This is a genomic window from Lacrimispora sp. YZC11 (genome assembly GCF_057543815.1).
Genome location: NZ_BAAJYQ010000003.1, coordinates 18,756 through 31,800, shown reverse-complemented (window position 1 = coordinate 31,800; position 13,045 = coordinate 18,756). Strand labels below are relative to the sequence as shown.

The 13,045-nt window shown below is 46.6% G+C and carries 13 protein-coding genes; all 13 read left to right on the top strand.

The features are described from left to right. Positions 1-3: 3 nt before the first annotated feature. The 13 genes from AC27IJ_RS02115 to AC27IJ_RS02055 all read left to right on the top strand — a co-directional run bounded on the left by AC27IJ_RS02115 (position 4) and on the right by AC27IJ_RS02055 (position 13,028). Positions 4-345: a hypothetical protein gene (locus tag AC27IJ_RS02115; protein WP_312446498.1), complete on the top strand. Its 342-nt coding sequence runs from the start codon at positions 4-6 to the stop codon at positions 343-345. 224 nt (positions 346-569) lie between these two features. After that, a complete protein-coding gene (locus AC27IJ_RS02110; RefSeq protein WP_312446499.1) occupies positions 570-1,460 on the top strand; it encodes a LysR family transcriptional regulator in 891 nt (296 codons plus the stop codon). Between the two features lie 20 nt (positions 1,461-1,480). Further along, complete coding sequence (locus tag AC27IJ_RS02105; protein WP_312446500.1) at positions 1,481-2,206, top strand: MaoC family dehydratase; 726 nt, start codon at positions 1,481-1,483, stop codon at positions 2,204-2,206. A 6-nt stretch (positions 2,207-2,212) separates the two neighbouring features. After that, positions 2,213-2,449, top strand: coding sequence for an acyl carrier protein (locus AC27IJ_RS02100; RefSeq protein WP_312446501.1), 237 nt, complete (start codon positions 2,213-2,215; stop codon positions 2,447-2,449). Positions 2,450-2,471: 22 nt separating this feature from the next. Then, positions 2,472-3,545 (top strand): LuxE/PaaK family acyltransferase, encoded by a 1,074-nt coding sequence (locus AC27IJ_RS02095; RefSeq protein WP_487147314.1) that lies wholly within the window; start codon positions 2,472-2,474, stop codon positions 3,543-3,545. Continuing rightward, the gene (locus tag AC27IJ_RS02090) at positions 3,535-4,734 is read left to right on the top strand and encodes an acyl-CoA reductase (protein ID WP_487147313.1); all 1,200 of its coding nucleotides are present in this window, start codon (positions 3,535-3,537) and stop codon (positions 4,732-4,734) included. The genes AC27IJ_RS02095 and AC27IJ_RS02090 overlap by 11 nt, the downstream gene beginning before the upstream one ends. A gap of 1 nt (position 4,735) precedes the next feature. Then, on the top strand, positions 4,736-6,148 hold the full coding sequence (locus tag AC27IJ_RS02085; protein ID WP_487147312.1) for an AMP-binding protein: 1,413 nt from the start codon (positions 4,736-4,738) through the stop codon (positions 6,146-6,148). 50 nt (positions 6,149-6,198) lie between these two features. Then, a complete protein-coding gene (locus AC27IJ_RS02080) occupies positions 6,199-7,380 on the top strand; it encodes an acetyl-CoA C-acetyltransferase (RefSeq protein ID WP_487147311.1) in 1,182 nt (393 codons plus the stop codon). A gap of 40 nt (positions 7,381-7,420) precedes the next feature. Further along, positions 7,421-8,197 (top strand): enoyl-CoA hydratase-related protein, encoded by a 777-nt coding sequence (locus AC27IJ_RS02075; RefSeq protein WP_487147310.1) that lies wholly within the window; start codon positions 7,421-7,423, stop codon positions 8,195-8,197. Positions 8,198-8,249: 52 nt separating this feature from the next. Continuing rightward, entirely contained in the window at positions 8,250-9,089 is an 840-nt protein-coding gene (locus AC27IJ_RS02070; RefSeq protein ID WP_312446508.1) for a 3-hydroxyacyl-CoA dehydrogenase family protein, read from the top strand. Between the two features lie 22 nt (positions 9,090-9,111). Further along, positions 9,112-10,404 (top strand): nickel-dependent lactate racemase, encoded by a 1,293-nt coding sequence (larA, locus tag AC27IJ_RS02065; protein WP_487147309.1) that lies wholly within the window; start codon positions 9,112-9,114, stop codon positions 10,402-10,404. Positions 10,405-10,429: 25 nt separating this feature from the next. Next, positions 10,430-11,857 carry an FAD-binding oxidoreductase gene (locus AC27IJ_RS02060; protein WP_313256523.1) on the top strand — a complete coding sequence of 476 codons (1,428 nt, stop codon included), beginning with the start codon at positions 10,430-10,432 and terminating at the stop codon, positions 11,855-11,857. 34 nt (positions 11,858-11,891) lie between these two features. Then, positions 11,892-13,028 carry an acyl-CoA dehydrogenase family protein gene (locus tag AC27IJ_RS02055; RefSeq protein WP_312446511.1) on the top strand — a complete coding sequence of 379 codons (1,137 nt, stop codon included), beginning with the start codon at positions 11,892-11,894 and terminating at the stop codon, positions 13,026-13,028. The last annotated feature ends 17 nt before the right edge of the window (positions 13,029-13,045 follow it).

Below are 13,045 nucleotides of genomic sequence, written 5' to 3'. Positions count from 1 at the left end.
TATATGAATATCATTATGATTTCTAATTTGCTGGAAACGCTTATGATTGTATGCTTTGGCATATCCTGGCCGTTTTCCATTCATAAGTCTTATGTGTCTAAAACTGCAAAAGGGAAAAGCCTTTCTTTTGAAATTTTTATCTGGCTGGGATACATATTTGGAATTGTGAGAAAGTTTTTGCTGTATGGATCATCACCTTCAGGGAATGACTGGCTGTTTTTCCTATCCTGGTTCTTTTACTTTTTGAATTTTATTGAAATTACATTCGATATGTGGCTTTATAGCAAAAATGTAAAATTAGATAAAGAAAGAGAGAGAGCAGGGGAAGTAAGCGTTACCATTTGAAAGGCCCGGAATAAAATCCCCGGAATAAAATCCCGGGCCAGGATAACATGGATGTTCTGATATTCCATGAATTAAAAAGAGGGCCTTACCTTTGCATCAGGAAAAGATTCGGTTTGTGTAATTGTGGTATCCATAGTAACCTCCTTGGCATAGTAGTCTGCCAATGCAGGGACGGTTTGTCAATGGAGATTACTATATGAATATTTTATGAAAGAAGTGATGGTATGACTGCTAATTTTGAGCATTATAAAGTCTTTTACTATGTAGCCAAATACAAGAATTTCACCAGAGCCGCAAATGCCTTGGTAACGAGCCAGCCATCAGTTACATATTGCATGCAGAATCTTGAGAGCATGTTGGGGTGCAAGCTGTTTATACGATCCAGAAAAGGCGTCACGCTGACAGCCGAAGGAGAACATCTCTACAGCTATGTGGCTCCTGCATGCAAACAACTGATGCGGGGGGAAGAAACGCTGAGAGAATTGATGGGAGAGCAGCATGACCATATTAATGTAGGGGTAACTCAGGTGGCTATGCGGTCTTATCTGGTGGAGAAACTGAAAATCTTCCAGGAACAGTATCCTCAGGTGAAACTTAATATCTTCAATTGTAATACGACGCAGACTCTCAGTGAACTGAAAGCTGGAAAGATAGATCTGGCGATTATTACAACCCCTATTGACTATGAACAGAGGTTGAAGGTAGTTGAAGTCAAATCCTTTAAGAGCATTCTGGTGGGAGGAAGAATGTATGAGGAATATGGAGAGAGGAAAATGTTCCTCTCAGAGGTAGTGAAGCTTCCTCTTATCACCATGTCCAGTACCACCACTACCTTTGGTTTTCTTCAGGAGTTCTACCGTTCCTGCGGCCTTACCATGCAGTCAGCCATTGAGGTGGCTACTATGGATCTAATTATACCGGTTATCCGAAAGAATCTTGGAATCGGATTTGTGCCGGAGGAGTTTGCCGGACCATTCCTTGAGGCGAAGGATATTCTGGAAATAAAGCTTCATGAACAGATCCCTGAGCGTAAGATCTGCATTGTCAGTGATAGCAACAGGCCCTTAAGCACCGTGGCCGAGGAACTGCAAAGCATGCTGGAATGTCAGAAGTAGCCAGGTATTCGGAGGCGGAGATGGTAATTGGGATTAAGTACTGCGGGGGCTGCAATCCTGTGTATGACAGGGCAAAACGGGTGGGAAAATTAAGAGAATCAAACCCTGGGCATGAATACGTGACCCCAAAGGGAGACCAGGTCTGCGATTATTGGGTGGTGGTCTGCGGCTGCAGCAGAAGATGTGCGGAAGTGAAAAATTTAAAAGCACGTTACAAGGTGGCTGTGGTATGGGATGAAGAAAGCTTCAGACAGCTGGAGCAGGAGCTTTCAAAATCAAATGGGGAAACCCCCTCCCTGTCCCAGGAAAAAAGAGTGCTGTATCTTCATGAAACGGCAGCGGCAAAGAGAACCATAACGAAAGAGGATATAGAAATGTTTGCCAGGCTGACTCAGGATGAAAGCAGGCTTCACCAGGATACACAGGTCGCTTTAAAGACCGGATTTGACCGGCCGCTGGCTCATGGAATGTTCATTGATTCCCTGGTTTCCGCACTTATGGGAACAAGGATTCCCGGAAGCGGAACGGTGTACATGGAACACAATACCAGATTCATACGGCCGGTTTTCTGCGGGGATACGGTAGAAATTACCGTCCGGTTTGTTTCCTTTGAGGAACAGGAGGACTGCTACATCGGACTTTTCTTCAGTACCTGTAAAAATCAGCATGGGGAAAGAGTTCTTACGGTCAGAAGCAGGCAGATGATGAAGAAAACATTGTTTGCCGTAGCAGGAGAAAGGGAGTGAGATTTTATGACAAATTTAGAGACTTACAACCGGTTATTTATCCGGGCTTTAAGAGTAAAGGAAGAGGACCTTCCCGGTCTGAATTACAGAGGAACCCATTCCTGGGATTCACTGGGACATATGGATCTGATTTCAGATCTGGAGGAGACGTTTGATATCCATATCAGTACTTCGGATGTAATGGCTTTTTCATCCTATGAAAAAGGAAAGGAAGTTCTGGCAAAATACGGTGTTGTGATTTAAAAAAGGGGGGAAGCCATTTATTATGGATTATGATGGCATTCTGAACAGGAAGCCGTTTTCTACAGCAAAGGATGAGAAAAAACTGATGTACGGAGAATGGCTGACAGAACTGACGGATTATCACAGAAAGCACTGCCATTCATACGGACAATTGTTGAAACACCTTATGATCCCGGAACATAGTCACATGGGAGAAGAAGAGATCCCTATGCTGCCGGTTGGACTTTTTAAGGATATGGACTTAATCAGCATCCCAGGAAACAAGGTATTTAAGACCATGACTTCTTCCGGAACAAAAGGGCAGACGGTTTCAAGGATTTATCTGGATAGGGATACGGCAAATTACCAACAGAGGGCGCTGGCAAACATTGGAGGAGACTTTTGGGGAGAGGAAAGACTTCCTCTTCTTGTCCTGGACAGTCCGGATGTATTAAAAAATAGAAACTTATTTTCAGCCAGAGGAGCGGGAATCCTTGGATTTTCCATCTTTTCCTCCAGAATCTGTTATGGGCTGGACCAGGATATGAATCTTGATACGGAAAGAATCCAGCAATTTCTGGACCGTTATACGGGAAAACGGATCTTGATATTTGGTTTTACCTATATAATCTGGAAGTATTTCTATCAGGCCCTTGCAAAGTCCGTACAGAAGCTGGATCTTTCGGAAGGAATCCTGATCCATGGGGGAGGATTTAAAAAGCTTGAGGATCAATCGGTTTCCGCTCATGAATTTAAGGAGAGGATCAGGGAAGTGTCCAGTATAAAGGAAATCCATAATTATTATGGAATGGCAGAACAGACAGGCAGCATCTATATGGAATGTCCCAAGGGGCACCTCCATGCAAGCTTATATTCCGATATCATAACCAGACGGGGTAAGGATTTCAGTGTTTGTTCCCATGGAGAAAAAGGGATCATACAGGTACTTTCCCCTCTTGCACTTTCTTATCCCGGGCATTCCATACTTACGGAGGATGAGGGAATCATCCTGGGAGAGGATGATTGTCCCTGCGGCCGTCTGGGAAAATATTTTAATGTATTGGGGAGAATACACCAGGCTGAGATAAGGGGGTGCAGCGACACCTATGATGGATGATGTTACCTATCTGGCAGGGGTAAGCCAGCCGGAAGCTGAGCCGTTAAAACCTTTTTCCGAACCTGTTTTGGATTTTCTGGAACAGCTTTCTATTGAAATACGCAAAAGGAGAACGGAGCTTGAAACCTACCGTGAAATCCCGGCTTTTGGGTTCTGGTTAAGAAGGACCCATATGGAGGAATTTCGGATGCGGTACGAGGATAGAAAACTTCGCATAGGAAGAGGTGTGACATTTCATATTGTTTCTTCCAATGTCCCGGTGTTGTTTGCCTACAGTATGGTCATCGGTCTATTGGCTGGAAATAGCTGCGTGGTACGGATCTCTTCTAAGAGCCGGGATGAGGATCACAAACTTTGTGAAATAATTGATAATCTATTGGGCCGGCCGGAATTTTCTTTTGTCAGAAATCGGATTTCTGTTTTTTCCTGTAAAAGAGACAATGAAATCATCAAAAGCTGGCTGGAGGAATGCGATGGTCTTATGGTATGGGGAGGAGATCAGGCCATACAATCGGTCAGGGGAATGAAACTAAGACCGGATGCCGTACAGGTCATGTTTCCAGACCGGTATTCCATCTGTATACTGGATACAAAACGGATTGGAACGATTCCTGATGAAGTCCTTCAAACGCTGGCATACGGATTTGTAAAGGATGCTTATGCTATGGACCAGAATGCCTGCTCCAGTCCTCAGTTTGTCATATGGAACCAGGAAGAGGAAGCGGAAAAGGCAGAACAGATCCGCACAAGATGGTGGAACGCCGTGAGGAAAGAAGCAGCCGCTTATGAGTTAAGCCCTCATAAGGCCATGAAAAAATACGAGACCTTATGCAGATATGCCATGATAACGGAGGAAATCTTAAGGACAGAGCAATACGATAACCTGCTTTATACGGTCCTGCTTTCTAAAATTCCTCCAAATCCGGAACGGTACCGTGGGACCTGCGGATTGTTTTTTGAGTATCAGGGAGATTACCGGACGGCAGTCGGGCAATTGGCAGTCAGAAAACTTCAGACGGTGACGTATTACGGAATCCGCAGGAAGGAACTGACAGATTATATTATAAATAACCATTTATATGGAATCCACAGGGTGGTGCCCATAGGGGAAGCCTTGAATATGGATCTTGTATGGGATGGGCAGGATCTGATCGAGATACTGTCCAGGGAAATTGTCTGGGAGGAGTAATATGCGTCTGTTTCAGGAAGAAAAGACATACGGAGACCGGATGCTGGCAGCAGATGATGCCGGACAGACGGTGACATACCGGGATCTGGATTCTTTTGCAGAGGAGCTGTACCGGTATATCGGAGGGAAAAAACTGATTTTTATATTATGCCAGAATACCATTGGGTCTCTTCTTGGGTATCTGGGCTGTTTAAAAACAGGGGTGGTTCCTTTGATGCTGGAAAAACACATCAACCAGGAGCTTCTAATGCGGCTGATCCGTGAATACCACCCGGCTTTTCTATACATACCCCAGGACTGCCTTTTAAAGGCAGAGGAATGTGAGATCGTATGGAAAATACAGGGATACTGTCTGTGCCGCAGAAAGGAGAAGCTGCCGCCTTCCCTTTACGGAGAGCTTTCCCTGCTTCTTACTACATCAGGGAGTACAGGAAGTCCAAAGCTTGTGAGGCAGAGCGGAAGGAACATCGATGCCAATACAGAGTCCATATGTAAGTATCTTGATATCCATGAGAAGGAACGGCCAGTTACCACACTGCCCATGAATTACACCTATGGATTATCCATCATCAACAGCCACGTAAACGTGGGGGCAGCCCTTTTGCTTACGGTCCGCAGTATGGTAGAGCAGCCGTTTTGGGATTTTGTAAAGGAGAAAATGGCCACATCCTTTGGAGGAGTTCCCTATACCTACCAGGTTCTGAAACGGATCGGGTTTCTCCAGATGGACTTACCGGATTTACGGACCATGACACAGGCAGGAGGAAAGCTTCCCATGAACCTTCATAAGGAGTTTGCTTCCTATGCAGAAAAGACAGGAAAGCAATTTGTTGTAATGTATGGACAGACAGAGGCCACGGCTAGAATGGGGTATTTGCCCGCTGCAAAAGCAGTGGAGCGATGCGGGAGCATGGGAATTGCCATACCAGGAGGCAGGTTCTGGCTGGAGGATGATAAGGGAGAAGAAATCAAAGAACCGGATACCCAGGGAGAACTGGTATATGAAGGGGAAAATGTAGCCCTTGGATATGCCTGCTGCCCTGAGGATTTAAAAAAAGAAGATGAGTGGAAGGGCCTCCTGCATACCGGTGATATGGCAAAACGTGATCAGGACGGTTATTACTACATCACCGGAAGAAAGAAACGTTTCATCAAAATGTTTGGAAACAGGGTAAATCTTGATGAGGCAGAGCGGCTGTTAAAGGAACATTTTGATGGAATTGATTTTGCCTGTGTGGGAACAGATGACAATCTGGTCATTTATACAGATCACAGGGAGGAATCTGGAGAGGAGCTGATCCTGGAACATCTTTACCAGATGACAGGGATAAATTCCAGGGCAGCAGAGATTCGCCGGGTGGATAAGATTCCTAAAAACCAGTCAGGAAAAACTCTTTATAAGGAGCTTGAATAAAGAACGTAGCTTATGACATTGTTGTATTTGATGGAAAAGGAGGTCTTATTATGGGGGAAAGGGTTGTATTGGCAGGAGCCTGCCGCACGGCTATCGGAACCATGGGAGGAGCATTAAGCACAGTTCCTCCCCAGGATATGGGAGCAGCCGTTATCAATGAGGCATTAAAACGGGCAGGAGTCAAGCCGGATCAGGTTGATTTTGTCTATATGGGATGCGTGATTCAGGCTGGCCTGGGACAGAATGTGGCTCGCCAGGCTTCATTAAAGGCAGGGATTCCTGTGGAGACTCCTGCGGTTACCATCAATGTGGTATGTGGTTCCGGGTTAAACTGTGTAAATCTGGCAGCCCAGATGATCCAGTGCAAAGAAGCGGATATTGTAGTGGCCGGAGGAACGGAAAATATGTCCATGGCCCCTTATCTTTTAAAAGATGCCCGTTTCGGATACCGCATGAATCACGGCCAGCTCATTGATGCTATGGTAAATGACGCACTATGGGATGCATCCCATGATTACCATATGGGTGTAACGGCAGAAAATGTGGCAAAGCAGTGGGGGCTTACAAGAGAGGAGCTTGACCGTTTTGCGGCATCCAGCCAGTTGAAGGCATGTGCAGCCGTTGAATCCGGCCGTTTTCAGGAAGAGATTGTGCCAATGGAGATCAAAAAGAAAAAGGAAACCGTTGTCTTTGACCGGGATGAAGGTCCAAGGCCCGGAACAACGGCGGAAGGAATTTCAAAACTGCGCCCGGCCTTTCAAACGGAGGGAGTCGTTACGGCCGCCAATTCCTCCAGCATAAACGATGGTGCGGCAGCAATTGTAGTCATGAGTGAAGAAAAGGCAAAGGAGCTGGGCGTTAAGCCCATGGCATACTGGGAAGCAGGTACCCTTGCAGGCGTAGCACCTGAGATAATGGGCGTGGGTCCGGTGGCAGCAACCAGAAAGCTTCTTCAAAAGACGAATATGACGGTGGATGAGTTTGATCTCATTGAGGCCAATGAAGCATTTGCGGCCCAGTCATTAGCTGTGGCGAAAGATCTAAATCTTGATCTGTCAAAGGTAAATGTAAACGGCGGGGCCATTGCCCTTGGCCATCCGGTAGGAGCATCCGGATGCCGGATTCTTGTGACGCTGCTTCATGAGATGGAAAAACGGAATGCGAAAAAGGGGCTTGCCACCCTTTGCATCGGAGGCGGTATGGGCTGCGCCACCATCGTGAAAAGAGAATAAAACGGTTGACATAATAATGAAAGAAATGAGGTGCCGGTACATGGAATTTGTTACATACGAAGCGGAAGGACTGATAAGTATCATTACCATTAACCGTCCCAATGCTTTAAATGCTTTAAACAGCCAGGTTTTAGAGGAGCTTGACCAGATTCTTGACCAGATTGACACAGCTTCCGTCAGAGCAATGATTCTTACGGGAGCCGGAAATAAATCCTTTGTGGCAGGAGCGGACATTGCAGAAATGAGCACCTTCACAAAAAAGGAAGGAGAGGCCTTTGGAAAAAGGGGAAACCATATCTTCCGCCGTCTGGAAACCTTTCCCCTTCCTGTCATAGCTGCGGTAAATGGATTTGCCCTTGGCGGAGGCTGCGAACTCTGCTTAAGCTGCGACATACGGATCTGTTCTGAAAATGCCGTATTTGGACAGCCGGAAGCAGGTCTTGGCATTACCCCCGGTTTTGGAGGCACCCAGAGACTGGCAAGAATCATTGGCCCTGGAATGGCGAAACAGATGATGTTTACTGCAAGAAATATAAAGGCAGAGGAAGCTTACCGGATTGGCCTTGTCAATGCCGTATACCCTCAAGAGGACCTGCTTTCCGAGGCGAAAAAGATGGCAAAAGGAATTGCTGATAATGCTCCCATTGCGGTGAGAAATTGTAAAAAAGCCATCAATGATGGTCTTCAGGTGGATATGGATCAGGCGGTCGCCATTGAAGAACGGCTTTTCGGAGACTGCTTTGAGACCCTGGATCAAAAGGAAGGAATGGGAGCATTTCTTGAGAAACGGAAAGAAAGAACGTTTCTTATGAAGTAAGGCGAGGGGTGATTTGTCCCGACACATACAAACATAGAAGGAGGGATATGAAATGAAAGTCGGAATTATTGGTGCAGGGACCATGGGGTCAGGAATTGCCCAGGCATTTGCCCAGACAGAGGGGTATGAAGTATTTTTATGTGATATCAATGAGGCGTTTGCGGCAAATGGAAAAAAGAAAATTGCAAAGGGCCTGGAACGGAGAGCCGCAAAAGGAAAAATGACACAGGAAAGTGCTGATGCAGTTTTGTCCAAAATTCAAACAGGGGTAATCAGTATCTGCCAGGACTGTGATCTGGTGGTAGAAGCAGCCATTGAAGATATGGCAGTGAAAAAACAGACGTTTCAGGAACTCCAGGATATATGCAAAAAAGAAGCATTGTTTGTAAGCAATACGTCCTCACTCTCCATCACAGAGCTTGGGGCAGGGCTTGACCGGCCGGTTGCGGGAATGCATTTTTTTAATCCGGCGCCGGTTATGAAGCTGGTGGAGGTCATTGCAGGACTTAACACTCCTCCTGAAATGATCACAGAGATCAAGAAAATAGCCGCTGACATAGGAAAGGTTCCTGTACAGGCAGAGGAGGCCGCAGGGTTTGTGGTAAACAGGATTCTCATACCGATGATCAATGAGGGAATCGGAATTTATGCAGAAGGAGTTGCAGACCCGGAGGGCATTGACAGCGCCATGAAGCTGGGAGCCAACCATCCCATGGGACCTCTGGAACTGGGAGACTTAATCGGGCTTGACGTGGTCCTTGCCATTATGGAGGTGCTTTCTTCGGAAACAGGAGATCCCAAATACCGTCCTCATCCTTTGCTTAAGAAGATGGTGCGGGGCGGAAAGCTTGGACAGAAAACCGGAAGCGGTTTCTATCAATACAAAGGATAACGGATAGGGAGGAGAAAGAGATATGGCGGTTGTGCAGCTTCCCTTTGGAAGGGAAAAAATCAGTCTGAATATTCCTGACAGCAGATTAAACGGGTTACTTATGTCAGGAGCTCACAGCTATCAGGCAGATGGTGGGGAAGAGGATCTGGTCCGGAAAGCGATGGAACACCCCATCCACTCCCCAAGGCTGAAAGAACTGGTTAAGGGTAAGAAAAACATTGTTATGATAGCAAGCGACCATACCCGGCCGGTTCCAAGCCGGGTGATAGCACCTGCGGTCATAAAGGAAATCAAAGAAGGAAATCCCCAGGCACAGCTTACAATCCTTATTGCCACCGGATTTCACAGATCCACCACCAGGGAGGAGCTCATTGATAAGTTCGGCCAGGAAATTGCCGGCCGGACGGATATCCGCTTTGTTGTTCATGAAAGCCGAAAGGATGAGGATATGGTTTTCATAGACACCCTCCCCTCAGGGGGGAAGCTATTGATTAACCGGATAGCGGCAGAGGCAGATCTTCTAATCTCAGAAGGCTTTATCGAACCGCATTTTTTTGCGGGCTTTTCCGGCGGTAGAAAAAGCGTGCTGCCGGGAGTCTCAAGCGGGGTGACGGTCATGGCAAACCATTGCTCTGAGTTTATTGACAGTCCGTATGCAAGAACCGGTATTCTGGAGGGAAATCCCATACAAAGGGATATGGTTTATGCCGCAGAGCAGGCAAAGCTTGCTTTTATTGTCAATGTAGTGCTGGATGAAAATAAGAAAGTGATAAAGGCCTATGCGGGCCATTTTAACGAAGCTCATAAGGAAGGCTGTAAGTTTGTGGACCAGCTATCAGGAGTGGATGCCATTCCGGCGGATATTGTAATCACTACGAACGGCGGATATCCCCTGGACCAGAATATATACCAGTCGGTAAAAGGAATGACGGCAGCAGAGGCCACCTGCAATCCCGGGGGTGTCATCATCATGGTATCAAGCTGCAGCGACGGCCATGGAGGCCAGTCCCTTTACGATACTTTTGCAGGGGGAGAAGATAAGAATGCAATCATGAACCGGTTTCTTGATACGCCCCGGGATAAAACCGTACCGGATCAGTGGGAGGCACAGATTCTGTGCAGAATTCTCTTGAAATATAAGGTGATCATGGTCACCCAGGCTCCCAGGGAAATGGTCCGTAACATGCAGATGGATTATGCAGACAGCGTGGAAGAGGCAATTTCCATGGCAGATCACTATCTGGGTAAGGCTGATGGGAAGATTACGGTCATTCCTGACGGGGTTTCCGTAATCGTCAGGAGCAGACCGGCTTAGTAATTACCGTAAAGGAGAAATTAAGATGGAAGAAGTAACTTACAACAAAGTTACCCCGGAACTCATACAGGAATTTAAGAAAATCGTTCCGGGTAAGGTTCATGAGAAAGAAGAAATGAATGAGGATTATTTCCACGATGAGATGCCGATCTATGGAAAAGGCATTCCGGAGGTGGTAATTGATGCGACCAGTACGGAGGACATTGCTGCCATTGTGAAACTGTGCTTTTCAAACAATGTTCCAGTGATTCCAAGGGGAGCAGGAACCGGTCTAACGGGAGCGGCTGTGGCCCTTCACGGCGGAGTTTTACTTGATATGAGTAAGATGAACCAGATCCTTGATTATGACAGGGAAAACTTTGTTGTCCGTGTCCAGCCCGGCGTTCTGCTTAACGATCTTGCGGAGGATGCTAAGCGTCAGGGACTTTTATATCCGCCGGATCCAGGGGAGAAGTTTGCGACCCTGGGAGGTAATGTTTCAACAAATGCAGGGGGTATGAGGGCCGTCAAATACGGTTGTACCAGAGATTATGTAAGGGCCATGACCGTGGTGCTTCCTACGGGCGAAATCATCAGTCTGGGTGCGCCTGTTTCCAAGAGCTCTACCGGCTACAGCCTGATTCATTTAATGATCGGCTCGGAAGGAACCCTTGGGATTATCACCGAACTGACTCTTAAGGTAATTCCGGCGCCCAAAGAAACCATAAGCCTTATTGTCCCCTTTGAAAATCTTACGGACTGTATCGGGACGGTGCCTAAGATTTTCATGGCCGGCTTAAAGCCGCAGGCACTGGAGTTCATGGAGAAAGAAATTGTTCTTTCTTCGGAGCGGTATCTGGGAAAGAATGTATTTCCAAAAGAAGTTGACGGCGTTGATATCGGCGCATACTTACTCATCACCTTTGACGGTGATAAGCTGGAGCTTTTAGAAGAACTTTCGGAGCAGGCGGCAGAGGTGGTTTTGGAGGAAGGGGCCGTAGACGTACTGGTGGCGGATACGCCGGTGAAAAAGAAGGAAGCCTGGGAAGCCAGAAGTACCTTCCTTGAAGCCATTGAGGCGGAAACAAAGCTATTGGATGAGTGCGATGTGGTAGTGCCGGTAAATCAGATACCTTCCTATCTCTCCTTAGTTAAATCACTGGAAAACCGGTATGATTTTTCCATAAAGAGCTTTGGTCATGCAGGGGATGGAAACTTACACATCTATACCTGTGCCAATGAAATGGAGGAAGAGGCATTTAAACGGCAGGTAGCAGAATTTATGGATATTATATACAAAAAGGCGTCGGAATGCGGAGGACTTATTTCCGGTGAGCATGGCATTGGTTATGGCAAGATGGACTATCTGGCAGCATTTGCAGGTGAAACAAGCATGCGCTTGATGAAGGGCATCAAGGAAGTATTTGATCCAAAGATGATTTTGAATCCCGGAAAAATCTGCTATAAGCTTTAGAACATAAAATTCATTTATCCAGGAGGAGAGCAAAATGGCATATTTAATATCAGAAGAAGCGCAGGACCTATTACAGGATGTGAAAAATTTCTGCGAGAAAGAAGTAAAGGAGGCGTGTAAGGAATACGACGTATCCGGAGAATGGCCAAAGAGTATTTATGATAAGGCAATTGAGCAGGGCTATCAGGCTTTAGAGGTCCCGGAGGAATACGGAGGACCTGGATTAAGCCGTGTGGATGTGGCTGCTTTGATCGAGCAGATGGCAATTGCAGATGCAGGCTTTGCTACAACAATTTCGGCCAGCGGCCTTGCCTTAAAACCGGTGCTGATTGCAGGCAGCGAGGAACAGAAAGAACGTGTGTGTGAAATGGTTTTGGAAGGAGGTTTTGGCGCATTCTGCCTGACAGAACCAGGGGCAGGCTCCGATGCAGGAGCAGGCAAGACAACTGCTGTAAAGGATGGAGATAATTACATACTAAATGGTAGAAAGTGCTTCATCACCAACGGAGCAGTTGCCTCCTTTTATTGTGTCACTGCAATGACAGATAAAACAAAAGGGGTAAAAGGAATGTCCATGTTTCTAGTGGAAGCCGGTACTCCGGGACTTAGCACTGGGAAAGAAGAAGACAAAATGGGAATCAGGACCTCTAATACCTGTGACGTTGTGCTGGAGGATTTAAGGATACCGGCTTCCAATTTGATCGGTGAGGAAGGAAAGGGATTTTCCATTGCAATGAAGACACTGGATCAGGCCCGTACCTGGATGGGTTGTATTGCGGCAGGCATTGCACAAAGAGGCATTGATGAGGCTGTTGGGTATGGGAAAGAACGAATCCAGTTCGGGAAACCTGTCATCAAAAACCAGGCGATGCAGTTTAAAGTTGCCGATATGCAGATCAAGACGGAGACTGCCCGTCAGATGGTAGCCCATGCACTGACCAGGATGGATATGGGACTTTCCTATACCATGGAATCGGCCATTGCCAAGTGCTATGCCTCAGACATTGCCATGGAGGTAGCTTCAGAAGCCATCCAGATGTTTGGAGGTTATGGATACAGCCGGGAATATCCGGTTGAAAAGCTGTTAAGAGACGCGAAGATATTCCAGATCTTTGAGGGAACCAATGAAATCCAGAGAATTGTTATTGCTGGCAATATCATTGGGAAATAAAGAAGGAGCGTGCCAAT

What these genes read in the sequence shown, in the direction of transcription:
- AC27IJ_RS02115 (WP_312446498.1), top strand. Translation starts at nt 4, where the DNA reads ATGAATATCATTATGATTTCTAATTTGCTGGAAACGCTTATGATTGTA.
- AC27IJ_RS02110 (WP_312446499.1), top strand. Translation starts at nt 570, where the DNA reads ATGACTGCTAATTTTGAGCATTATAAAGTCTTTTACTATGTAGCCAAA.
- AC27IJ_RS02105 (WP_312446500.1), top strand. Translation starts at nt 1,481, where the DNA reads ATGGTAATTGGGATTAAGTACTGCGGGGGCTGCAATCCTGTGTATGAC.
- AC27IJ_RS02100 (WP_312446501.1), top strand. Translation starts at nt 2,213, where the DNA reads ATGACAAATTTAGAGACTTACAACCGGTTATTTATCCGGGCTTTAAGA.
- AC27IJ_RS02095 (WP_487147314.1), top strand. Translation starts at nt 2,472, where the DNA reads ATGGATTATGATGGCATTCTGAACAGGAAGCCGTTTTCTACAGCAAAG.
- AC27IJ_RS02090 (WP_487147313.1), top strand. Translation starts at nt 3,535, where the DNA reads ATGATGGATGATGTTACCTATCTGGCAGGGGTAAGCCAGCCGGAAGCT.
- AC27IJ_RS02085 (WP_487147312.1), top strand. Translation starts at nt 4,736, where the DNA reads ATGCGTCTGTTTCAGGAAGAAAAGACATACGGAGACCGGATGCTGGCA.
- AC27IJ_RS02080 (WP_487147311.1), top strand. Translation starts at nt 6,199, where the DNA reads ATGGGGGAAAGGGTTGTATTGGCAGGAGCCTGCCGCACGGCTATCGGA.
- AC27IJ_RS02075 (WP_487147310.1), top strand. Translation starts at nt 7,421, where the DNA reads ATGGAATTTGTTACATACGAAGCGGAAGGACTGATAAGTATCATTACC.
- AC27IJ_RS02070 (WP_312446508.1), top strand. Translation starts at nt 8,250, where the DNA reads ATGAAAGTCGGAATTATTGGTGCAGGGACCATGGGGTCAGGAATTGCC.
- larA (WP_487147309.1), top strand. Translation starts at nt 9,112, where the DNA reads ATGGCGGTTGTGCAGCTTCCCTTTGGAAGGGAAAAAATCAGTCTGAAT.
- AC27IJ_RS02060 (WP_313256523.1), top strand. Translation starts at nt 10,430, where the DNA reads ATGGAAGAAGTAACTTACAACAAAGTTACCCCGGAACTCATACAGGAA.
- AC27IJ_RS02055 (WP_312446511.1), top strand. Translation starts at nt 11,892, where the DNA reads ATGGCATATTTAATATCAGAAGAAGCGCAGGACCTATTACAGGATGTG.